This is a genomic window from Microbacterium sp. NPDC077663, from assembly GCF_044542795.1.
GTDB lineage: Bacteria > Actinomycetota > Actinomycetes > Actinomycetales > Microbacteriaceae > Microbacterium.
In genome coordinates this window covers 109074-130623 of the sequence record NZ_JBITVE010000002.1, presented here as the reverse complement: position 1 = coordinate 130623, position 21550 = coordinate 109074, and the positions used below count along the sequence as shown (strand labels likewise).

Here is a 21550-nt window from a genome sequence, read left to right as displayed (position 1 = left end):
GTTCAGTCGGCGAGCCCGGCGAGGAAGGTCGCGAGCTCGCCGGCCTTCGCCGCCCAGGAGTGGTTCTCGGCCGCGCGCCGACCGGCGACGTTGGGGGAGGGATGCCGCAGCGCGGCCACGAGCGCCGCGTCAGCCGTCTCGGGCGAGTCGTAGGTGTGGATCCCGGCCTCGGTGTCGGTTCGGATGCCGGGGGTCTCCCGCGAGACGACGGCCAGGCCCGCGGCGAGATACTCGTACAGCTTCATGGGGCTGCGACTCTCGTTGGATGGGTCGTCTGAGAGGGGGAGGAGCCCGGCACGGGCCCCGTGCAGGAGTCGGGGGAGCTCCGCGTACGGCACCGGTCCCACGAGCTCGACGTTCTGCGGCAGGGAAGCAGGCGGTGCGGGCTGCGGGCCGGCGATGACGAAGGGGACGTCCGGGTGCGCGGTCGCCCACGTCCGCACCTGCTGCCAGTCGAAGCGGGCGTCGAGGGCGCCGACGTACACGCACACGACGGGGCGGGTCTCGGCATCCGTCGTCGTGTCGGTGAACGCGCCGAGGTCGACGCCGTTCTCGATGACGAGCGACGGGAGGGTGAGGTGGCCGAGGCCCTGCAGGACGGCGCCCGAGGTGGCGACGACGGCATCTGCGGAGGCGAGGATCCGTTCTTGCAGCGAGCGCTTGAGTCCGTCCGGATAGAGGTCGGTGGGCCGGTAGACGAGCGTGTCGCTCAGGTCGCGGACGGTGTCGTCCCACAGAAGGGGCTGGTCGATGAGGATCGCGTCGAAGCGCGCCTCGATCCCGGCGCGGGTGAGCGCGCGCGCGACCCGGAAGGACCCCCACGGGCGGGGGAGGAGAGTGCGGGGGACCAGATGGGTGACGCCGTCGGCGTCGCGGTGTGCGTCGCGAGGGACGGTTGCAGCCACGCCCGGGGGCACGCGTCCGGTGACCCGGTGAGCGAGGGAGATCGGCGTGGACAGGTGCACGACCTCGGCGCCCAGGCGGGCGAGTTCGCGGGCGTAGTGGTGGCTGCCGACGCGGAAGGCGCCGAAGACGTGCGTGTGCGAGAGGAAGAGGATGCGGGCGCCGGTCACGCCCGTGCCTTTCGGATCGCGGTGCGGATCTCGTCCTCGAGCGCCGTGAGGTCGGCGGCTGCGGCGGCGACCCGGTCGGTGACCTCGTCGGCGCGGTCGATCTGTCGCCGCATCCGCTCCTGCATCTCGGCGGGGCTTAGGGTCGCCGCGTCGGCGGTGAGCTCGGTGAGCCCGATGGTGGCGAACGCCGCGGTGATCTTGTGGGTCGGGGAGGGGACGAGCTCGAGCGGAGCCGCGCCCGAGAGGGCGGCGAGGACGAGCACGTGCATGCGGTCGCTGATCACCAGGCGAGCATCGTCGTAGCGCTCGCGCAGGCGGGCTTCGCGGGCGAGCGGGTCGGCGTCGCCCCAGGGCTCGAAGGTGCCGCCGAGGGCGTCGGCGAGCTCGCGGGCGCGTGTCTCGTCCTCGCGGACCTGAACGACCGTGCGGATGCGGAGCCCCTCGGATGCGGCGAAGGCGTGCACGGCCTCGTGCCAGTTCCCGTCGGGCATCGGTCGCGTGCCGCGGAGGCTGACGATGAGATCGCGGCGGTCCGCCCACGGGGTCCCGGGGCGGATGCCGGCGGCGAAGCCGATGTCGGGCACGACGCGGGCTCCGCCGGCGAGGACCGCACTCGCGGCATCCCGCCAGAGGGCGAACTGAGACAGACGGGCCGCGACCGAGTGGATCGCTGCTGCCGATTGGGTGGCTGCACGGATGCCGCGCGGCGGCCGGACCACCACGCCACCCTTCAGTCGGACGAGGAGTGTCTCAGCGAGGAAGACCAGCTCGCGCAGGACGTTGCCGCGGTCGAGGGGGATCTCGCCGGATTCGAACACGAGCACCGGATGCCGCGGCGCCGTCGCGATGAGCCAGAGCCACCTCGCGACGCTCCGCTTCGAGCGGAGCACGCGGGTGCCGGAGGGGAGGCCGAGTTGGTGCAGCCAGGTGTCCGGCGCCTCGCCGACGTAGACGACGAGCTCGTCGGACGTGCCCGCCGCCCACCGGACCGCCCCGCGCCGGATGAGCGCGTCGCCGATGTTGCCGGCCGGACCGGTTGCGGAGACGAGGGTGCGGGTGGGGCGTGCGGTCATGGCTGTCTCCCCGATCTCTCCTCCCCTGAGCCTCCCCGCCGTCCACCGGGCTCCGCCAGACCCGTCAGCATCAGAGCCTGCAGCTGATCGATCTGGTCCCTCAGGGCCGTCTGGTTAGCGACGAGGCGCTCATACTGCTGGAGGGAGACCCCGTACTCGTGACGCGCATAGAAGCTCGCCTGGTACATGGACGCCGGAATGATTCTGCTGAGAAGTCGGCGGATACCGGTCCGCGCAATGGACGGCGGCATGATCTGAGGGCGCTCAGTGGTTTCGCGAGACACGGGCGCCGTCATCGAGGCGGCATTCTCTTCCCGGAGGCGCTCAATCTCCATCTCGGCCTCGGCGAGCCTCGCCTGAGCTCGTCGGACTGCTCGCTTCTCGCGGTCGCGCTCGCTCCGGGCGCGGTCAAGGGCCCTCCGCTCCCGCCTGATCAGGCGTTCGAGGAACAGCACGTTCTGATGGAACAGCACGCGGGTCGCGGCCGCGCTCGGTGCCTCCGTTTCGTCCTTGGCGAGGCGCCCGTGGATCAGATCCGCGTACAGGCGGTCGTAGTCGTGAGCGGTCGCACGGTGCGCCGCTGCACGTGAACCCGCGGACAGTCTCACGTACGCGTCCCGGTCGCTTGCGAGGTCGGCGATGGCGTCCGCCGCAGCCTCACGATCGCCCTGCGGAACAGCTACCATCCCTTCGTTACCTTGCACGGTCGCGAGCCAGGGCAATTCGTACATGACGATCGGCAGACCGAGCGCCTGAGCCTCGACCAGGGCTAGGGGGTAGCCCTCGATGACGCTGGTGCTCACGTAGATGTGCGCCTGGGCGGCCAGGCTCAGCAGTTCGGGGCCGTTGACGGCGCCGACCAGTTCCACGTCGGTTCCGATGCCACGCTCCGCGGCGAGCGATGCGAGCTGCTCAGCACTCAGGTCCGGTCCATCGGGCCCGACGATCTTCGCTCTAGCCGGGATGCCCCTGGAACGCAGCAGCGCGGTGATCTCGATGATCTCTCGAACCTGCTTGGTGGACTGTTGCAGACGTCCCCACCACACGAGTTCGATCCCGTGGTCCGGTGCGTCTCTCGTCGACAGCGCTGGATCGATCGATTCCAGCAGTGGTGACGGCGGGTTCGGCAGGTAGGTGACCTGTGGGAACCCGCGGAGCTTCCAGTACGCCACATCCGCCTCCGACAGGACGACCACAGTCGCCAGGATATGGAGGTGCCGGTCGAGAAACGACAGCCGGGTCGATCCGTCGACGATCGGTCTGAGTGCGAAGTTGTGCAGCCACCCGATCGTGGGGATGCCGCGCGTCGCGGCAATCAGTGCGAAGTAGGGCCATGTCTCGTTGTAGAAGATGTAGTGATCGATGATCACGTCCACGTCACCCTCAGCGCAAAGTTTGGCGAACGCCTGCAGACGCTGGCTCCTGATCTGGCCCGTGATCTGGAAGACATCCACGCCGTCGGGCAGGGCGAAGGCAGCAGCCGGTGTGGACTCGACCGCGATGGTGACGCGGAACCCGGCCCGCGCGAGATGCCGAGCCTGCGCGACGACGACGCCCTGCGCACCACCCGTTCCGAGGTTCGACGCGCGGATCAGGATGTGTCGCGGTGGCCTCCGACCGAGCGCGGCGGCGCCCGCGCGATCTGTGAGTACCGGGAGCGCTCGGCGACAGTGGTCCGCAGCTGCGAGGATGACAGTCTGCGCACCGACTCGACCCACCAGGGCCTCCAGACACCACTCCCGCAGCGGGATGTTCCGGATATCGACGATGTAGTCGAGGATCAAGCCGATGACACTCAACCGGACCGATTCATAGGTCGCAACCACGGTCTGCGAGTCTTGAACCGTGGCCGCTGCATCGTGCACAGCGTCACAGATCGCGTCGATCGAGCCGATGGCGCTGCTCAGGAAGTCGAAATCCTCCCGCGACGATATCGTGTGCCCACTCGCGCCGCGGCGGAAGTGGTACCGGTAGAGCTTCTCGGTTGTGGAGACATAACGCTTCGCATGCATGAGCGCCAGAAACACCAGGGGCAGGTCGTTCACCCTGGCGAGGCGGAGGTCGCGGGACAGCGACTCGTACGCGCGAAGGAGCAGCGACCGGTCGAAGAGGTAACGCCAGAGCTGGCCCTGGGCGCGGGCACCCTGTGGAAACAGATGAGTGAGGATCGAGCCCCCGCGCAGGTTCGGATGGACCGGCTGCATGCTTTCTTCGTATCGGCCTCCTGGCCGTCCGTCTGCTCTGATCACCGTGCAACCGAACCCGACGACGTCCGCCGACTCCTCGCCCGCGAGCCCCAGAGCGATCTCCGCGGCCCGAGGGTGAAGTTCGTCATCGCCGTCGAGGAAGAGCACGTGGTCTGCACTGGCGGTCTCGATGCCGACACGCCTCGCGACGAACGCTGATCGATTGATCTCCAGCCGCACCAGGCGGAGGCGGCCGTCGTGCTCGGCAAAGGCCTCGACGATCGACGCGGTGTCGTCCGTTGACGCGTCATCGACGGCGATCACCTCGATGTTCTTGATCGTCTGAGACAGGCTGCTCTCGAGGGCAGCGGCGACGTGATCGGCATCGTTGTACAGCGGGATGATGATGGAGACGCGGGGCTTCATGCGAGTACTTTCGGTTTTCGTATGCCGGGCGGCATCCGTCGGCGGTGGGTCAGAAAGGCCCGTCGCCCGGGCGACGTCTAGAGATGCCGCGGGCGTCGAGGTCCGTGAGGAACTGAGCGCGGTCATCGTCGTCGAGGGTCGCGAGTTGCTTTTGCGCGCCGCGCAGCGTCGAGTCGACGATGGCGCGGAGCGCCCGTCGGTCTCGGCCGGACAGCGGAGTGTCGTGTGCATCGAGAGCGTCACGCATGTCCTCATGCGCGGTCAGGTAGCCCTCTATGGAGCGCTTGGCCTGGAGAGTCGTGATCGTGGAGCCGGGCCGCAGGCGGCGCGCATACGCATCCGTGGCCGTGTGCGCCGCGCGCTGAGCGCTGAGAAGAAGGCGGAAAGTGAAGGGGTTGTCCTGATGGACGATGCCGGGGATGAAGCGCGGGCCCACCTCGGCCAGGAAGTCTCGATTGGTCAAGTAGAGACCCACGTGCGGCTTGTAATCGCCCTTGCGACGCATGCGCGCTGCGAGCTGGGCACCCCCCAGCACACGTCGATAGGACTTCTTCCGGGCGTAGTAGCCGGAGTACCAGGACCACAGCGACGGGTCTACCTCGCCGTCCAGCTCCGCTCGACCGTCGAAGAGGAGGACGTTCAGCCGGTCGGCATCCGCTTGGGCTACGAGGGTGGCCGCAACATCGGAGATCCAGTAGTCGTCGCTGTCCACAAAGGCGATGTAACGTCCGCGTGCGGCATCCATGCCCCGGTTGCGAGCGGCAGATTGGCCCGCGTTCGCCTGGTGGATCAGTGTGATGCGTGAATCCTCGTCGCGCATTCTTCCGGCGAGGGTCGCGCTGCCATCCGTCGAGCCGTCGTCCACGCAGACGACCTCAAGATCAAGTCCCGTCTGCCCCAGAAGGCTTCGAAGACATTCTTCGATCCACGGGGCCGCGTTGAACAGCGGGACGACTAGTGAAATGTCGGGGTCGGCCGTCACGCTGACCGCCGCCTCCGCGCCGGATTCTGGCGCGTGAAGAATTCCCTCACGGCCCGCGGAATGTAGGTGACGGCCCGCCCGATGCGGAACGAGGCACCGTTCTCGACCTGCTGGATCTTCCGTCGCAGACGATCGCCATCCTTGCGTGCATCGCGCGTGCGTCGCATGTATCGCGCGTTCCGTTCCGAGAACCGCACCATCCACGCCAGGAGCAACCGGGCGTCGTCTACCGAAGGCTCGGGTGAGAACTCACGGCTGAGCTTCCCGTCGAGCAGGTCGACGATGAGCGCGCCGATATCCACTGCCGCGACCTGTCGGGCAAACGACACGGCCGATTCGGAAAGGTGGGCGTAATGCTCAGGCGAGGTTGCGATCTTTGAGATCTCAATGGCAATCGCGTCGCGATCGTCCTGGGGAACGGGGATGATCGCGGGGCTCTCCTGAGTGCTGGAGATCCATGGCAGGTCGTACATGATGACGGGCAGCCCCAAAGCCTGAGCTTCCATCAAGGTGAGTGGCGAGCCTTCGATCGCGCTTGTGAGAACCATGAGATGAGCCGTGGACAAAACCGTGAGGAGTTCTGATGGCGTCTGGTCCCCCACCAGTCGTACGCGCTCGGCGACGTTTCGTTTCTTTGCGTATTCGAGAACGGATCTATTGGACAACGCGGCGGAATCCGGCCCGATCAAGGTCAGTATGAAATCCACACCTCGCGTTCGGAGCCGCTCCGCGACCTCGATGAGGTGGAGCACTTGTTTTGTGCTCGGGTCGAATCGTCCCCACCACACCAATTCGATCGGTCCCTCCGCCAGACTCCGAGTCGGAGGCGTCTCGAGCGCTTCGCGCGCCAAGCGGGAGAGCGGATTTGGGAGATACACGACATTACCCAGCCCGCGAAGTTTCCAGAAGGCGACATCGGTGGCTGAGAGAGTGACGACGTTGGCGAGGGAGCCCAGATGCTTCGAAAGGAACTCGATGCGTGTCGTCCCATCGAACACGGGTCGAAGCGCGAAGTTGTGAAGCCATCCGTGCGTCGGTACGCCCGCCGACCGCGCCATCAGGACGAACCATGGCCAGTTTTCGTTGTACAGGATGTGGTGATCGAGGATCGCGTCGATCTCGAGCTCTGTGCAGAGTTCTCGCCATCGAGCGAGGCGCTCCGGCAGGCGCGCATTCCCTGTGACGACGCGCGATACACCCGCTGGCAACTCCATCTCATGCTCGACGTCCCGTGTCAGCGCCACAGTGACCCGGTACCCTCGACGCGCCAAGGCGCCGGCCTGTTCGATGAGTACTCCCTGAAGTCCTCCGGTGCCGAGGTGGGCAGTGGTGAGGAGGACATGTTTGACCTCCCGGTGGGGGGCGGGTAGCGCTGCTGCGCGAGCGGTGAGAAGCGGGAGCGTGTCTGGCGCGAATTCGACAGCACTCTCTACCAGCGTCTGATCGCCTACCAGCTCGGCAAGCTGGTCGACACATGTGCGTCGCAGATTCCGGTCATCGATTGCGGCGGACGTGCGCAGGAGGCTGCCGACAAGATATCGGCGGGCGGACCGGTAACTGTCCACCAGTAGTTCTGGCTCATCGAGCGTCGAGGCGACTCGCAGCACCTCGCCCTCAGCTTCCGTAAAGGGTTGAAGGCCGCTCGCGAGAAAGTCGAAATGGCTCACATTCTGGATGGCGTGACCGCTTGTCCCGCGGCGGAAGTGGTAACGGTAAAGCAGCTCCTTGGTGGAGACGTAATCCTTTGCTGCAGCGACGGCGAGGAACGCAATAGGCAGGTCGTTCGCGCGGTAGAACTTCGCATCTACGGGCATGCCCGCGTATGCCGCCTCCAACAGGTGTCGACGGTAGAGGTAGCGCCACAGGTGTCCGTTCGCGGGTTTGCCCGGCGGGAAGAGGGATGGCACGATCTCGCGGCCATGGAGTTCATCGAACTGTGGCTGCAGGGCTGCTTGGAAGCGGGCAGGAAAGTCGCTTGTCTCCGTGACGATCTGCACCCCGATTCCGACGAGGTCGGCACCCGTCCGCTCTGCTGTGTTGGAACTGCTCGCGACCGCCTCCGCAGCGAGTTCATCGTCCCCGTCGAGGAAGAGAATGAAACGACCGCGGGCAGCCTGGATACCGACTCGCCGAGCCTGGAACGCGGACGCGTTATTGGTCTGCTCAATGAGTCGAACTCGTGAGTCTCGGTCGCAGAAACCCCTCACGATCGTGACTGTCGCGTCAGTTGAGGCGTCATCTACGCAGATCACCTCGAAGTCGCCCGATGTCTGCCGCAGACAACTTTCGAGCGCTGCAGCTACGTGCTCCTCGTCGTTGAAGAGGGGGACAACGATGGAGACCAAGGGGGCGGTAGACATGCGGGAAATCTCCTGTCCTGAGCGTGTCACGACAGCGTGCTGATCCGCCATCCAACGGCTTGCTTCTGAGCAACGTTCATCGCGTCGTTGAGGGCCATTCGAGACGCCTGGCCGTGCTCCGGAACGCTGAACTCGCCCCCCTCGTCTGGAGTGAAGGGTGAACCGAGTTCGACCAGAGAGCCGTGCTTGGTGTCGTAGTACGAGGAGCCGGACCAGAAAACGCCGCTGGCACCGGCGCGCGCCGCCATCAGGTGCGGGTGGAATCGTTCGGTGATCATGACGTCGCGAGCGCCGAGACGAGGCTCTTCGAGGAGCTGTCGGACGCCGGCTGACTCGAAGAAGGGGTACTTCTTCGCCAACTTGGCGTACGCCACGGTGTCGGCAGGCTTACATGCCCAGAAGACGTGACGCTCGAACGCCCCGACAAACTCCGGTGACATCCGCTGGATCATCCCCTCACCGGCGCTGTCGTCCCGCAACGACACATGCAGGGTGCGGCGGGATGACTGCTGGGGAGGCACGGGGTAGAGGAAAGCGTCGTCGAGACCTTGGATGATCTTGTCCCTGCGGCTTCCGGTGAGATTTCGCTGGAGATAGTTGTACGAGAAAGTGTCGCGGACCTCGATCAGCTCAAACGCTTCGACCACCTCATCGAGCAGTCGCTGCTGATCGGGGTTCGGGTCGTCTAACGGCCCCAACCCGAGCCCGGTCGCCACGGCGTGCGTGCCCGATGCTGAATGCGCAGCCGCTGCAAGACCCAGCACGAACGCGTGACTCGGCCACTTCTGGTTGATGTACCCGCCACCGTGGATGTGCAAGACCAATGCCGACTTCGCCTGCGCATACGCCGACTTGACCGACGCCGTTTCGCTGTCGCCTGAAGTCAGCCCACCGCCGAGGGCGCCCCAGAAGCCCTTCTCACGGAAGGCGAGGCGAGCGTTGCGCACGTTGTGGGACCACTTCGCCCGTGGGAACGAGTCGCTGAAGGTGCTCTGCAGAACTCGTGAGCGGTAACCCTCCACCACGATGTCTCGAGCGGCAGTCGAGTGAGAATCGTGCCAGGTAAGCCAATTGCGAATGATGAGCTCATCCCCGTAGTTGGGAATTCCCCCGCCGCCGACGAGCAATAGCATGAGTCTCCTTCGAAAGCACGCGCCCACGATCAGTGGGCGCGTGCACCAGCATATAGATGTCGCCTTCATGCACGAGTCGACTTGGGCCGTCGGTCGAGAGCGTGCTCGCCCCCTTCGCCGCGCATCGGCGTCTCGCGGTGTCTCTGCGGGGCTGCGTTGAGACGCGGCGGTATGATTGATTCGGCGTGCGTTCGTGCAAGTTGGGGAACGCGCCGATTCATTACGTCGTGGAAGGGGCGGCTAGATGGTTCGCGCTCTTCCTCAGTTCGACGCCGAGGGGTTGACCCTCGTCGGTCAGAGACCGCCTTTTTTCGCCTACCTCAGGGACGCCTGGCAGCGTAGGTCTTTTGCCTTCACCCTCGCCAGCCATCGTCTGGTCGGTAGCCTGCTCCCAAACCGACTGGGCGTCTTGTGGATCGTGATCAAGCCGCTGGCGTTGGCGATCATCTACGGCACGATCTTCCACTTCGTCCTCTCTGGCGCTGCACGCCCAGCGGATTTCGTGCCTTTCTTGATCGTCGGAGTTTTCATCTTCGAGTTCTTCACCGGCTCGTTCGGGGCCGGGGCCAAGTCGATCACCGGGAACGCGAAGCTTGTCCAGAGCATCGGCTTCCCCCGTATCCTGCTTCCCGTCGCTGTGGTCATCGAGCAGGCGCTGCGAATCATCCCCGTGATGTTGCTCCTTGCGGTCCTCCTGATCGTGCTGGGAGTACCGCCCCGTCTCTCATGGGGCCTCCTGATCCCGATCCTGTTCACGATGGGAGTCTTCAACCTCGGTGTGGCGATGATCGTCGCGCGCCTGTCCGTCCACGCGAGAGACGTTCAGCAGCTGATCCCCATCATCAATCGGGTGCTCTTCTACGTCAGTGGGATCTTCTTCGACGTGGATGGAGCACTGGCAGACGCGCCCGTTCTCCTCACCGTTGCCCACCTGGTGCCCACATACGACTTCATCGCCATTGCGCGGGCGGTGCTCCTGGACTCGCACGATGCGCCGCTTCTTGCGTGGATCGCTGCTCCGGCCTGGGCGATCGTGACGTTGATCGTCGGGGCGGTGTACTTCTGGCAGGCGGAGGCTAGGTACGGGCTCAGTGAGTAGTTCCACAATGCCCGGCGACGTCGCTGCGGACGACCAGGGGCGCGAACCGCTACCGATGATGGTCGCGGACGATGCTCACGTCACGTATCGAGTTCACGCGTCGGGCAAGCGAGTCGGACCCAGGGAGAGCCTCCTCAGCCTCAGCGCAGCCCGCGGCGGCCGGGAGTTGAAGGCTGTGCACGCCCTGCGTGGAGTCACCTTCACAGCCCGCGAGGGCGAGACCATCGGTGTAATCGGGCACAACGGCTCCGGAAAGTCCACGCTCTTCAAGGCGATGAGCGGGCTCATTCCGACGTCGGAGGGGCGAATCTGGGCGAGAGATCGTCCCGTTCTCCTCGGGGTCAACGCTGCGCTCGTCCCCGAGCTTTCGGGCGAGGACAACATCAAGCTCGGCCTTCTCGCGATGGGCTTCAGCAAGGCCGAAGCTGCTGAACACGTCGACGAGATCGCGGACTTCGCGGAGTTGAACGAGTTCATCCACCACCCGATGCGAACGTATTCCTCTGGAATGGGCGCGCGGTTGCGGTTCGCGATCGCTTCAGCGAAGACACACTCGATCCTTTTGATCGATGAAGCCCTCGCCGTCGGGGACCGTAAGTTCCGCACGAAGAGTGAGCAGCGCATCCGGAACCTGCGAGACAGTGCCGGGCTCGTCATGATCGTGAGCCATTCCGTCAGCTCGCTCAGAGATTCTTGCGAACGCGTCCTCTGGATCCACAAGGGCGAGCTCCGTGCCGACGGCCCCGCCGGACCAGTGATACGGGACTACATCAAGTGGACCAAAGACCCGCAGAGCTTCGCGGTGGGCGGCACACACATGGTGAAGCCGAACCCCCGCCCCCGGCAGGTGGAGCGCACGTCTTCCCCGGTGGAAGTGGTGCCCCGCGTGCCCGCTGGTCGTTCGCGTCGGGCCGATCAGGCTTCCTCCGGCGGCATCGAGGAAGTTTTTGGAGGCCTGATCGAACCGGCCGGCGTCGTGTCCACTGCGCCCGCTCCAGAAAGCTCGCGTACCATCGCGCGGCGCGAGCGCTATCGGCAGACGGTGCGCGCGCGCAAGCGTCGCCGCGTGATCGCGGTGGTGGCGACGATCGTGACTTTGCTGGTGGCCGCCGCCGCCGGTGCGGCCATCGCACTGCTCGCCAACGCGCCCGAACCGGCGACTGCCCCCGCGGCGGCTGTGACGTCCGAAAACCGGACCGCGCACGCCCCGACCATCGATTCCTTCGCAGTGGCGGAACCGACAACCATGTGCGAGAACGGTGCGACCGAATCAGCCGTCGCGCTGTCCTGGACGGTGTCCGGTGCCGTCAAGATAGCTCTCGCGTCAGCGACGACCCATGTCGATGCGTTGGAATCTCCCACGCTGGAGGATCTGCCGAAGCAGAGTGTGGCCCAGACGATGAAGTATCCCTGCGCCCACGCAACGCACGCCTACACACTCACGGCGCAGAGTTCCGATGGAAGCCGGACGAGTGCCTCGCTGGTGGTCGAGCGAGTGTCTGCGGTGGCGGATTCGTCCGGAGACGTCGAGACCACCTCGCCTGACGCGCCCGTCAGCGGATCCGTGCCGCAGTCCGACCCGGTTCAAGTCCCCGGCGATTCGTCCGATCCGGAACCCGCTCCCTCGGCCCAGCCGTCTCCCACCTCGCCGGTGCCGGACCCGCAGCCGACCGAGGTGCCTGACCCGGAACCCAGCGAGCCGACGCCTGAGCCGACCGCGAATCCGGAGCCTGTCGTGACGCCAGATCCTCTGCCCACGATCGACCTCCCGCTGCCCGGCTCATCTGAGCCGACCGGCTGAGCTGGTCATCGTCGTCAGCCGCCGATACCCAGTCGCTTCTTCAACCGGTGGGCGAGGGGACGAAGTCCGGGGAACGTTTCCAGCGCGCGGCGCCCGACCGGGGCGACTGCTCGCCACAGCCGCGCGCCGATCCAGGAATCCGTAGCCGGACGCGAAACGACCGTGGCAGCGCCCGCCTCCGCATAGAAGCGGAACAGGCCGAGCAGTGTCTGTGCGTCATCAATCGTCGGCTCTGGCGTGAAGTCCGGTGTCACTGTTCCGCTGATGACGTCCTGGAGGAGGTGTGTGAAATCGAATGCGGCGGCGCGCTCTGCTGCGATCAACGACGCGCCCGAGAGCTTCGCATACTCCGTGGGATCGCTCGTGGCGCGCACGATCGCCGCGGCGAGGGCCGCGGCATCCGATTGGGCCGTCGCGATGATGCCTTCGTTGCCCTGCACGAGCGTGAGCCAGGGCAGCTCGTACATGAAGACGGGCAGTCCGCGAGATTGGGCTTCCGCGATGGTCAGCTGGTAACCCTCAATGATGCTCGTGGACACGAAGCCGTGGGCTCCGTCGATCAACCTCACGAGGTCTGCGCCGCGACGGGGTCCAACAGCTGTGACGTGTCGGCCGACACCCCTGCGTTTCGCCGCTGCGTTGAACTTCGCTGCGGTGGAGCCCTCCCAGTCCGGGCCGATCACGGTGAGCGTGAAATTCTCCCGATGCCGCCGGAGGTGGACGGCGACCTCGATGAGTTCGCTCACCCGCTTGGTTCCCTCTTCGAGCCGTCCCCACCAGACCAGGCGGAGCGGACCCTTTCCTACTGCCCGAGGCGCGGGGTGGGCAGGTTCTGACAGCATCGCGGAGGGGGGATTCGGGACGTAGGACGCATGCGACACGCCCCTCAGCTTCAGGTAGGCGACATCCAGCGGCGAGAGTGCGACGACGTGAGCAAGGACGCCGGCGTTCTCCTCGATGATGCGGAGACGATCGTCACGGTCCAGCAACGGCCTCGCGACGAAGTTGTGCAGCCATCCGACGGTCGCGGCGCCGTGTGCGCGTGCCATCGCCGCGAACTCCGGCCAGTACCGGGTGTAGAGCATCTGATGATCGATGACGAGGTCAACCGCGAAACGGCGGCACAGATCTGCCCACGCCTCGAGGCGTCGCGTGAGATTCCCCTCGGTGAGCTCCACGAACTGGATCCCCTTTGGGACGAGGCTGAGATCGCTACCGCCGTTGCGGGCGACGACCACGACTCGATAGCCGGCGTCCATCAGGTGGCGAGCCTGCGTCGCCAGGACCGCCGCGACCCCGCCCGTTCGCCAGCTCGACGTGGCCAGGAGGACGGTACGAAGGGGGCGTCCGCTGAGCGGCACTGGCGACATGTGACGTGCGAGGGCTGTGAGGGACCGCGGCGAGAAAGCCGCAGCGGCCGCTAGCAGGTCGTCATCGGCCACCCTCGAGCGGACGTGATCGATCGCCGCATCGACGATCACGGGATCCGCCCGTTCGATCAACTGGAGGCAGACGTACCCAATGATCCAGCGGCGCGCGGCGCTGTACGACGTGAGGATCTGATGAGGGTCGCCGGCTGCAGACGCGATCGCCTCCACGGCGCCGCGGATGCTCTCGATCGAGTCGATCGCGGCCGCGTAGAACTCTGCGCGCTCGATCGTGTCGACGTCGTGCCCGCTCCCGCCGCGCCCGAGGTGATAACGGTAGAGCTTCTCGTTCGTCGAAACGAAACGCTCCGAGAGGGCCGCGACGAGGAACATGAGCGGAAGGTCATTGACCCGGACGAGGATCAGCCCGTCGGGGATAAGAGAGTATGCCCGGCGTACCACGGCCGTGCGGAAAAGGTAGCGCCAGAGCTGACCCTGTGCGGGCGTCCCCGGCGCGAAGAGCTCCCCGAGGATGTCGCTGCCGACCAGTCCCGAGTGCCGAGGAGCGAGCCGCTGCTCGTAGGTGCCGCCGGAGCGCCCGTGACGGTCGATGACACTGACGTCGAACTGGACGAGGTCGGCGTCCGCAGATCGCATGAGAGCCGACGACACCTCCGCCGCTCGCGCGGCGAGTTCGTCGTCTCCATCGAGGAACAGCACCGCGTCGCCGCGTGCCTGCATCACACCGGTCCGGCGCGCCTGCAACGCCGACCGGTTCTCCTCGTGACGGACGAGGCGGATGCGGCTGTCCTTCCGCTGCATCCGCTCGATGGCGGCGACCGTACCGTCGTCGGATGCGTCGTCGACGCAGACGACCTCGATCTCCCGGAGCGTCTGTGCCAGGCAGGACGCGAGGGCCGCCTCGATGGTGCCCTCGTCGTTGTGCACGGGGACGACGATGGAGACGAGAGGTGCAGGTGACATCGCACAGATCATACGGCCCGGCATCCGCGGTCGATTCTGCGCTCGCAGGCTGGTCTGTGATGATGGACGCTCACTTCCCACACCCTTGGAGGGGCATCGCCATGCAGATTCGCCGGCGAACCATCTACATCGGCGCGGCTATCGTTCTCGTCGGGGCCCTCACCGGGACCGCCGTCGCGCTCACGACCAGCGGCTCGTCGGCACCGCCGGCAGCGCGACCGGCGCCGTCCACCTCGGCTGCCGCCCCCACCCCGACGCCGACTCCTGAGCCCACCCCGGTCGCGGCGCCCCAATCCGTCGCTGCGGCGGGGCAGTTCGCCTCGTGGAAGCGTGCCCCCACAACCAAGGTCGCGCGCGTCGTCCCCCAGGTCGGCCAGGCTGCGGACGGTTCGGTCGCCGCGTACATCGATGCGCCGGTCATCGACGGCAAGACGGCCGCCCTCGCCGTGGATGCCGCAGTCGTCGCCGGTGCGTCCTACGAGTTCTCCGCGCAGGTCCGCTCCCTGACGCCCCTGCCCGAAGCGGTGGATGCCGCGATCGAGATCGACGGTCAGCGCATGGCCCTGCCGGATCTGAGCGCGGCCTGGTCGACGGTGTCCGGAACGTTCGTCGCTCCGAAGGATGCGGAGGTCGCGCAGGTCCGCGTCGTCCTCGACGGCCCCGTCGAGGCTCTCGGCATCGACGCGGTCTCCCTTGTGGGCGCCGATGGGAAGAACGTCGTCCCCAACCCGTCTTTCGAAAAGGTCGAGGGCAACAACACCATCGTCAACCGCTCCCTCATCCTCCCTGCGTCGAATCCGATGCTCGCCGTCCGTGCGCCGGCCGGCGACGTGTCATGGACGGCGACGGATGCCGGTGGCAACGTCGCGGCCAAGGGCACGGCCAAGGTCTCCAACTCGCTGGAGGCGGTCCCGCTGACCGGCCTTGCGGAGGGGTACTACAGCGTGGCGCTGACGACGGGCGCATCCAAGGTGACGACGCTGCTCGGAGTCATCGACTACGAGGGCACGACGATCGCCGCCGACCCACGTTTCGGTGTCGGTCTGCACGTGGAGAACGACCTCTACACCGACGCCGCCGATCTGACCGCTTCGCTCGGTCTCGGTCTTGCGCGCAACGACGTTCTGTGGCGCTTCAACGAGACCACCAAGGGCGAATACGACTGGGCCGACCACTACGTCGACGGATTCGACCGTCTTCACGCGCACGGCATCCACCTCCTGGGCATCGTCAACTACGGCAACGAGCTCTACGGCAACGGCAAGGTGCCCACCAGCAAGGCGGCGATCGCCGCCTACGGTGACTATGCAGCAGCCATCGCCGACCGTTTCGATCTCGTCGGACTCGAGGTCTTCAACGAGTTCAACCACACGCGCTTCAACAAGACCGCCTGTGGGACGAAGCCGTCGTGCTACGTGCCGCTCCTCGACTCGGTGCACACCGCGGTCGAGAAGGTGGACCCGGACCTCCCGATCATCGCGGGCTCGACGGCGCGTTACGACGCTCCGTGGTTCGACGGGCTGTGGAGCGCCGGAGGGATGAAGTACGCGGACGCCATGAGCTTCCACCCCTACGAGGTCACGAGCGATCCCGAGTCGCTCGCCGACGTGATCGCCGAGGCGAACCGCAGCATGACGGACAACGGCAAAACGACCCGCCCGATCTGGATCACCGAGTTGGGCAGCTCCTCGAAGACCGGTGGCCGGAGCGTCTCCGCGCAAGCCGACTACCTGGTGCGGACGTCGATCACGGCGCTCGCCGGCGGTGCCGAGAAGTTCTTCTGGTACGACCTCATCAACGACGACCCGGACCCGGCCAAGCACGAGGGCAACTTCGGCATGTACTACCAGAAGGCATCAGGTGTGGCCGCCTTCCAGCCCAAGCCCGTGGGATACGCCCAGGCGCTGATGATCGCTCGCCTCGGTGGGCGTGCCCTGGCGGCGGATGAATCGGCCAAGGGTGTCCATTCGGTGCTCTTCGGCGACGAGAAGGATGCCGTCCGCGTCGTCTGGGCACCGAAGGGCGAGGCGACGTTGTCCGTCCGCAGCGACGTCGCAGTGACGGTGACGACCATGAACGGCGCCGCGAAGACCATCGAGCCGGTCGACGGCGTGGCGACGATTCCGGTGACCGTTCGCCCGCAGTTCGTCGAGAGCGCGCTCGAGCCCGCCACCCCGACCCCCTCCCCGACGGTCTCCCAGACGCCCGCTGATTAGGATGTGACCCATGCCTCCCGAGACCCGACGCGCCGCCCGCGAGGCGGCCGAGCGGGACGCGGCCGAACGTTCCGCCGCGCCCGACGACTCTGACGACGAGATTCCCCGGACGTCCCGTGGCCGCATCGTCGGACGCGTGATCCTGATCGTCGTGATCCTTCTCCTTGCCCTCGCGGTGTGGCTCGTGATCAAGGTCGTGATCGCGAAGAACGGTCTCGAATCGGCGCAGGCCGCAGTCAGCTCGATCCAGAAGGGTGAGAGCGTCTCGGACGCGCTTCCGCAGTTGTCCTCCGGCGCGGCGGATGCGGCCGGTGCGGCGGCGGACCCGGTGTGGCGGATGGCGGAGCTGATTCCCGGCGCCGGAGACAACCTGCGCGGGGTGCGCCTGGCCGCCGAGACTCTCGACGTGTTCGCGAACGACGTCGGTGGACCGGTCTTCGAGATGCAGGAGGACGGTCAGGGCAAGATCCTCGCCCGGGCTCTCCCGCTGATCGAAGCGGCCGCCCCGGAGATCTCCAAGCTGAGCTCCGAGCTGAAGGATGTCGCGGGATCCGACGCCCTCATCGGCCCCGTCCGTTCGGGCGTCGATCAGGTGTCCGAGGTGGCCGGCGCCGCCGGTCCGATGTTCACGCTCCTGCCGAAGCTCCTCGGAGCGGACGAGAAGCAGAACTACCTCCTGGTCTTCCAGAACAACGCCGAGGCGCTGCCGCTCGGCGGCAGCTCGGCCTCACAGACGCTCATCACCGCGGACAAGGGCGACCTCGAGATCGCCGGGCAGGCCAGCAGCGCCTCGTTCGTGGAGGGCGAGGCACTCGATCTCGACATCTCAGAGTCGGCGAAGGCGCTGTACGGCAGCCGATACGGCAGCTACATCAACCTTGCTCCCTCCCAGCCTGACTGGCCGGGTGTGTCCGAGATGGTGAAGGCCTTCTGGAACCGCGACATCGACGACACGCACATCGACGGCGTCATCTCGGTCGATCCCATCGCGCTTCAGCGCATCCTTCTCGCGACCGGCCCTATCGAGGTGGACGGCAAGACGCTCGACAACAAGAACGCCGTCACGACACTGCTCAGCGACGTCTACCAGTGGTGGGATCCCTACACGGACCCGGATCTGAAGTCCGACGCGTTCTTCGCCGGCGTTGCGAGTGCGGTCTTCGAGAAGATCGCGGGCGGCGACTTCAACATCAAGGACATGGCGTGGGCCGTTGGCGAGAGCATCGACGCCGGCAGCATCCTGGCGTGGAGTGAGGATCCGGACACCCAGCAGATGATCTCGGAGTCTGGTCGGCTCTCCGGCATCCTGCCCACCGACAACGCCGCCGAGACCGTGAACGGCGTCTTCTTCCGCAACGTGTCGGCGTCGAAGATCGACTACTACACGAAGACCGCCGTCGAATCCACGATGTCCTGCGCCGATGGCGTGACGACCCTGACCACGACCGCGACGGTCTCGCTCGACATCAGCCAGGCGGACGCCGAGCAACTGCCGCGGTACGTCCAGAGCCGCAGTCAGCGCGCCGCCTACTTCGGGACCCAGGTCTACATGTACGCGCCTCCCGGAATGGAGCTCGCGTCCGCAGAGACCACGGGTGGCGCCTCCGCCTTCCGGACCGGCAACGTCGATCTCGGACGTGTCGTCGAGCCCTTCCAGGCACGGCTGCGACCGGACGGCAGCTTCACCGTGACCGCGACCTTCAACGGGAAGGGCGATTTCGGCCCGCTGTCGCTGTGGACGACGCCCATGATCAACGAGACGGAGACGACGGTCACCGACACCTGTCATTGATCCAACGCCTGGTCGAATGCGGTCGGTTTGGTAGCATCCTGAGAGATTCGCAGCACACGTCGTCGACGGCGCGACCTGACGCGCAGAGCGGTGCGACCTGGCTGCGTCGTCGACAGGAAGGCTGACCTCCGTGATCCGATCCGCGCTGCGGCTGCTGTCGGCTCGGTCGTCGGCACCCTTCGCGGCGGCTGAGGGAGTCGCGTGCTGAGGCGGGCGGCTGCGACTTGGACCGCGCCACGGGTCCGACGCTCGGATCGCCGGGTGAATCGCGCGGCGGTCGTCGTCCCGGCTCGGCGCTCGTCACGTGACTGGCCGGCACGATTCGCCGGCCGCCTCGTCTACAGCGACATCGTGGTGGTCGCGGCCGTCCTCGTCGGCTTCTTCACGCTGGTCTTGCCCGATGAGCGGCGTGACGTCACCTGGGACGGCGGGCCGCGCATTCCCTACGTCGCAGCGCTGATCCTCCTCGGAATCGTCTGGCTCGTCGCTCTGGGTGTCTTCGAGACGCGCGATCGCAAGATCGTGGGGACCGGCGAGCAGGAGTACCGCCGGATCGTCAACGCCACCGTGGCCGTCTTCGCACTGTTCGTCGCGATCGCGTTCTTCCTCCGCATCGAGGTCTCACGCAGCCTGTTCCTCGTCGCGATGCCGGTGGGTCTGGTCGCTCTCATCTTCAGCCGGTGGCTGTGGCGGCTCTGGCTCCGCGGACAGCAGCGGCGCTCGAAGTACGTGTATCGGGCCCTCGTACTCGGTGAGCCGGCGAAGGCGGGCTCGATCATCCGTGCCATCCGCCGAGCCGAGGCGTCGGGGTTCGACATCGTGGGAGTCGTGACCGAGGTCCGCGGCCGTCAGTCCGTCAGTGACGTCCCGGTCGTCGGCGGCTTCGCGTACGCGGTCGACGCGATGGATGCCACGGATGCCGACACCATCATCATCGCCGGTGCTGACGAGGTCCACCCCGAGATGATGCGTCAGCTCGGCTGGGACGTGGCGGACCGAAACGGCAACCTCGTCGTGGCGCCGGCCCTCACCGACGTGGCGGGTCCCCGCATCCACTCCCGTCCCGCGGCCGGCCTGCCGCTCGTGCACGTCGAGTTCCCCCGGCTCGACGGCGTGCGTCGTTTCGTGAAGCGGACCTTCGACATCATCGGCTCGGTCGCACTCATCGTGGTGTTCTCGCCGGTCATGCTCGCGACCGCGATCGCCATCCGGGCGGAGACACCCGGTCGCGTCATCTACCGCCAGCCGCGGGTCGGGCTCGGCGGTGACGAGTTCGGCATGCTGAAGTTCCGCTCGATGGTGGCGGATGCCGACGACCAGCTCGCGAGCCTGCTCGATCTGCAGGGGACCAGTGACAGCCCGCTCTTCAAGGTGGCGGACGACCCGCGCATCACGAAGGTCGGGCGGGTCATCCGCAAGCACTCGATCGACGAGCTGCCGCAACTGTTCAACGTCCTCGTCGGGACGATGAGCCTCGTCGGTCCGCGGCCGCAGCGCGCGGCCGAGGTGGCGCTCTACGACGACGCCGCCCACCGCCGGCTGCGCGTGAAGCCCGGTATGAGCGGACTCTGGCAGGTGAGCGGGCGCTCCACGCTGTCGTGGGAGGACGCACTGCGCCTCGACCTCTACTACGTCGAGAACTGGTCGTTCATGCAGGACATCCAGATCCTGTTCCGTACTCTGAGCGCTGTGGTGGCGCCGGGTCGCACTGCCCACTGAGCGCGGCCGGGGGAGCGTACCCTCACGCGCGACACGCCCGGGTTTGCGACACGCCCGAACGGCACGTAGACTGTACAGGTTCCACATTCCTGCGCTCTGCGCGGGATCACTGCCAGGGCAGTGCATAGGCGACGAGCCTAGGCCGCGGGCAGCAGAACATCACATCCCCACACCCCACTCCGGAAACGGATTCGCACGCGTGCGTGCGGGGTGCGGATGCCGCAGGTCTCCTGCGGACTGACATCAGAACAGCGGTGACGGATTCCTCGCCTTCGGGCGGGGAGAAGTGCCCGGCGCGTACGCGCCCCGTGCGTCCAATGCCCCCGAGGTACGACGCGAGAAAGAGAGTGAGCAGACAATGGCGGGACAGAAGATCCGCATTCGCCTGAAGTCGTATGACCACGAGGTCATCGACTCGTCGGCACGCAAAATCGTCGACACCGTGACCCGTGCGGGCGCGACGGTCGTGGGCCCGGTGCCCCTTCCGACCGAGAAGAACGTGATCGCAGTGATCCGTTCGCCGCACAAGTACAAGGACAGCCGCGAGCACTTCGAGATGCGCACCCACAAGCGCCTCATCGACATCATCGACCCGACGCCCAAGGCCGTCGACTCGCTGATGCGTCTCGACCTCCCGGCCGACGTCAACATCGAGATCAAGCTCTGAGGTCGATCATCATGGCTGACATCAACTCCAAGGTTTCCAAGGGCCTGCTGGGCACCAAGCTCGGCATGACCCAGGTCTGGGACGAGAACGGCAAGGTCGTTCCCGTCACCGTCATCGAGGTCGCCCCCAACGTGGTGACCCAGGTGCGCACGCCCGAGCGCGACGGCTACAACGCCGTGCAGATCGCTTACGGCCAGATCGACCCCCGCAAGGTCAACAAGCCCCAGACGGCTCACTTCGAGGCCGCTGGCGTGACCCCGCGTCGCCACCTCACCGAGGTGCGTACGGCGGATGCCGCTGACTACTCACTCGGTCAGGAGCTCACCGTCGACGCGACCTTCGAGGCCGGCCAGCTGGTCGACGTCGTCGGCACCAGCAAGGGCAAGGGCACCGCGGGTGTCATGAAGCGTCACAACTTCAAGGGCGTCTCGGCTTCGCACGGTGCGCACCGCAACCACCGCAAGCCCGGCTCGATCGGCGCGTCGTCGACCCCGAGCCGCGTCTTCAAGGGCATGCGCATGGCCGGCCGTATGGGTGGCGAGCGCGTGACCGTCCTCAACCTCACGGTGCACGCCGTCGACGCCGAGAAGGGTCTGCTGCTCGTCAAGGGCGCCGTCCCCGGTGCTCGTGGCCGCATCGTCTACGTCCGCAACGCAGTGAAGGGTGCCTGAT

14 protein-coding genes are annotated in these 21550 nt (G+C 66.5%); 7 read left to right on the top strand and 7 right to left on the bottom strand.

All coding sequences use genetic code 11. From position 1 onward, the window contains the following. Positions 1-2: 2 nt before the first annotated feature. The 6 genes from ACIGEP_RS08220 to ACIGEP_RS08195 are packed head-to-tail and all read right to left on the bottom strand — an operon-like array spanning position 3 to position 9233. Entirely contained in the window at positions 3-1073 is a 1071-nt protein-coding gene (locus ACIGEP_RS08220; RefSeq protein ID WP_396661137.1) for a glycosyltransferase, read from the bottom strand. Then, on the bottom strand, positions 1070-2146 hold the full coding sequence (locus ACIGEP_RS08215) for a hypothetical protein (protein WP_396661136.1): 1077 nt from the start codon (positions 2144-2146) through the stop codon (positions 1070-1072). Before ACIGEP_RS08215 ends, ACIGEP_RS08220 begins: the two co-directional genes overlap by 4 nt. Next, a complete protein-coding gene (locus tag ACIGEP_RS08210) occupies positions 2143-4758 on the bottom strand; it encodes a glycosyltransferase (RefSeq protein ID WP_396661967.1) in 2616 nt (871 codons plus the stop codon). Before ACIGEP_RS08210 ends, ACIGEP_RS08215 begins: the two co-directional genes overlap by 4 nt. A gap of 49 nt (positions 4759-4807) precedes the next feature. Next, positions 4808-5740, bottom strand: coding sequence for a glycosyltransferase (locus tag ACIGEP_RS08205; protein ID WP_396661135.1), 933 nt, complete (start codon positions 5738-5740; stop codon positions 4808-4810). Beyond that, positions 5737-8100, bottom strand: coding sequence for a glycosyltransferase (locus ACIGEP_RS08200; protein ID WP_396661134.1), 2364 nt, complete (start codon positions 8098-8100; stop codon positions 5737-5739). The genes ACIGEP_RS08205 and ACIGEP_RS08200 overlap by 4 nt, the downstream gene beginning before the upstream one ends. A gap of 26 nt (positions 8101-8126) precedes the next feature. After that, the gene (locus ACIGEP_RS08195) at positions 8127-9233 is read right to left on the bottom strand and encodes a polysaccharide pyruvyl transferase family protein (RefSeq protein ID WP_396661133.1); all 1107 of its coding nucleotides are present in this window, start codon (positions 9231-9233) and stop codon (positions 8127-8129) included. Between the two features lie 244 nt (positions 9234-9477). Between ACIGEP_RS08195 and ACIGEP_RS08190 the strand changes: the two genes are divergently transcribed. Together ACIGEP_RS08190 and ACIGEP_RS08185 are read left to right on the top strand one after the other, a co-directional pair. Continuing rightward, complete coding sequence (locus ACIGEP_RS08190) at positions 9478-10332, top strand: ABC transporter permease (RefSeq protein WP_396661132.1); 855 nt, start codon at positions 9478-9480, stop codon at positions 10330-10332. A 7-nt stretch (positions 10333-10339) separates the two neighbouring features. Next, positions 10340-12133, top strand: coding sequence for an ATP-binding cassette domain-containing protein (locus ACIGEP_RS08185; RefSeq protein WP_396661131.1), 1794 nt, complete (start codon positions 10340-10342; stop codon positions 12131-12133). 14 nt (positions 12134-12147) lie between these two features. On the opposite strand, the gene ACIGEP_RS08180 is transcribed toward ACIGEP_RS08185, so the two are convergent. Next, complete coding sequence (locus ACIGEP_RS08180; RefSeq protein WP_396661130.1) at positions 12148-14484, bottom strand: glycosyltransferase; 2337 nt, start codon at positions 14482-14484, stop codon at positions 12148-12150. 101 nt (positions 14485-14585) lie between these two features. Between ACIGEP_RS08180 and ACIGEP_RS08175 the strand changes: the two genes are divergently transcribed. From ACIGEP_RS08175 to rplC, 5 genes are all read left to right on the top strand, one after another. After that, positions 14586-16700: a hypothetical protein gene (locus ACIGEP_RS08175; protein ID WP_396661129.1), complete on the top strand. Its 2115-nt coding sequence runs from the start codon at positions 14586-14588 to the stop codon at positions 16698-16700. Between the two features lie 10 nt (positions 16701-16710). Next, positions 16711-18492: a DUF4012 domain-containing protein gene (locus tag ACIGEP_RS08170; protein ID WP_396661128.1), complete on the top strand. Its 1782-nt coding sequence runs from the start codon at positions 16711-16713 to the stop codon at positions 18490-18492. A gap of 261 nt (positions 18493-18753) precedes the next feature. Further along, positions 18754-20211, top strand: a complete 1458-nt coding sequence (locus ACIGEP_RS08165) for a sugar transferase (RefSeq protein ID WP_396661127.1) — start codon at positions 18754-18756, stop codon at positions 20209-20211. Positions 20212-20569: 358 nt separating this feature from the next. Then, a complete protein-coding gene (gene rpsJ / locus ACIGEP_RS08160; protein WP_018171443.1) occupies positions 20570-20878 on the top strand; it encodes a 30S ribosomal protein S10 in 309 nt (102 codons plus the stop codon). A gap of 11 nt (positions 20879-20889) precedes the next feature. Then, the gene (gene rplC, locus ACIGEP_RS08155) at positions 20890-21549 is read left to right on the top strand and encodes a 50S ribosomal protein L3 (RefSeq protein WP_248170017.1); all 660 of its coding nucleotides are present in this window, start codon (positions 20890-20892) and stop codon (positions 21547-21549) included. The last annotated feature ends 1 nt before the right edge of the window (position 21550 follow it).

Bases quoted from the DNA above. Each gene is read 5' to 3' on its own strand.
- ACIGEP_RS08215 (WP_396661136.1), bottom strand. From the start codon at position 2,146: ATGACCGCACGCCCCACCCGCACCCTCGTCTCCGCAACCGGTCCGGCC.
- ACIGEP_RS08210 (WP_396661967.1), bottom strand. From the start codon at position 4,758: ATGAAGCCCCGCGTCTCCATCATCATCCCGCTGTACAACGATGCCGAT.
- ACIGEP_RS08200 (WP_396661134.1), bottom strand. From the start codon at position 8,100: ATGTCTACCGCCCCCTTGGTCTCCATCGTTGTCCCCCTCTTCAACGAC.
- ACIGEP_RS08195 (WP_396661133.1), bottom strand. From the start codon at position 9,233: ATGCTATTGCTCGTCGGCGGCGGGGGAATTCCCAACTACGGGGATGAG.
- ACIGEP_RS08190 (WP_396661132.1), top strand. From the start codon at position 9,478: ATGGTTCGCGCTCTTCCTCAGTTCGACGCCGAGGGGTTGACCCTCGTC.
- ACIGEP_RS08185 (WP_396661131.1), top strand. From the start codon at position 10,340: ATGCCCGGCGACGTCGCTGCGGACGACCAGGGGCGCGAACCGCTACCG.
- ACIGEP_RS08180 (WP_396661130.1), bottom strand. From the start codon at position 14,484: ATGTCACCTGCACCTCTCGTCTCCATCGTCGTCCCCGTGCACAACGAC.
- ACIGEP_RS08175 (WP_396661129.1), top strand. From the start codon at position 14,586: ATGCAGATTCGCCGGCGAACCATCTACATCGGCGCGGCTATCGTTCTC.
- ACIGEP_RS08170 (WP_396661128.1), top strand. From the start codon at position 16,711: ATGCCTCCCGAGACCCGACGCGCCGCCCGCGAGGCGGCCGAGCGGGAC.
- rpsJ (WP_018171443.1), top strand. From the start codon at position 20,570: ATGGCGGGACAGAAGATCCGCATTCGCCTGAAGTCGTATGACCACGAG.
- rplC (WP_248170017.1), top strand. From the start codon at position 20,890: ATGGCTGACATCAACTCCAAGGTTTCCAAGGGCCTGCTGGGCACCAAG.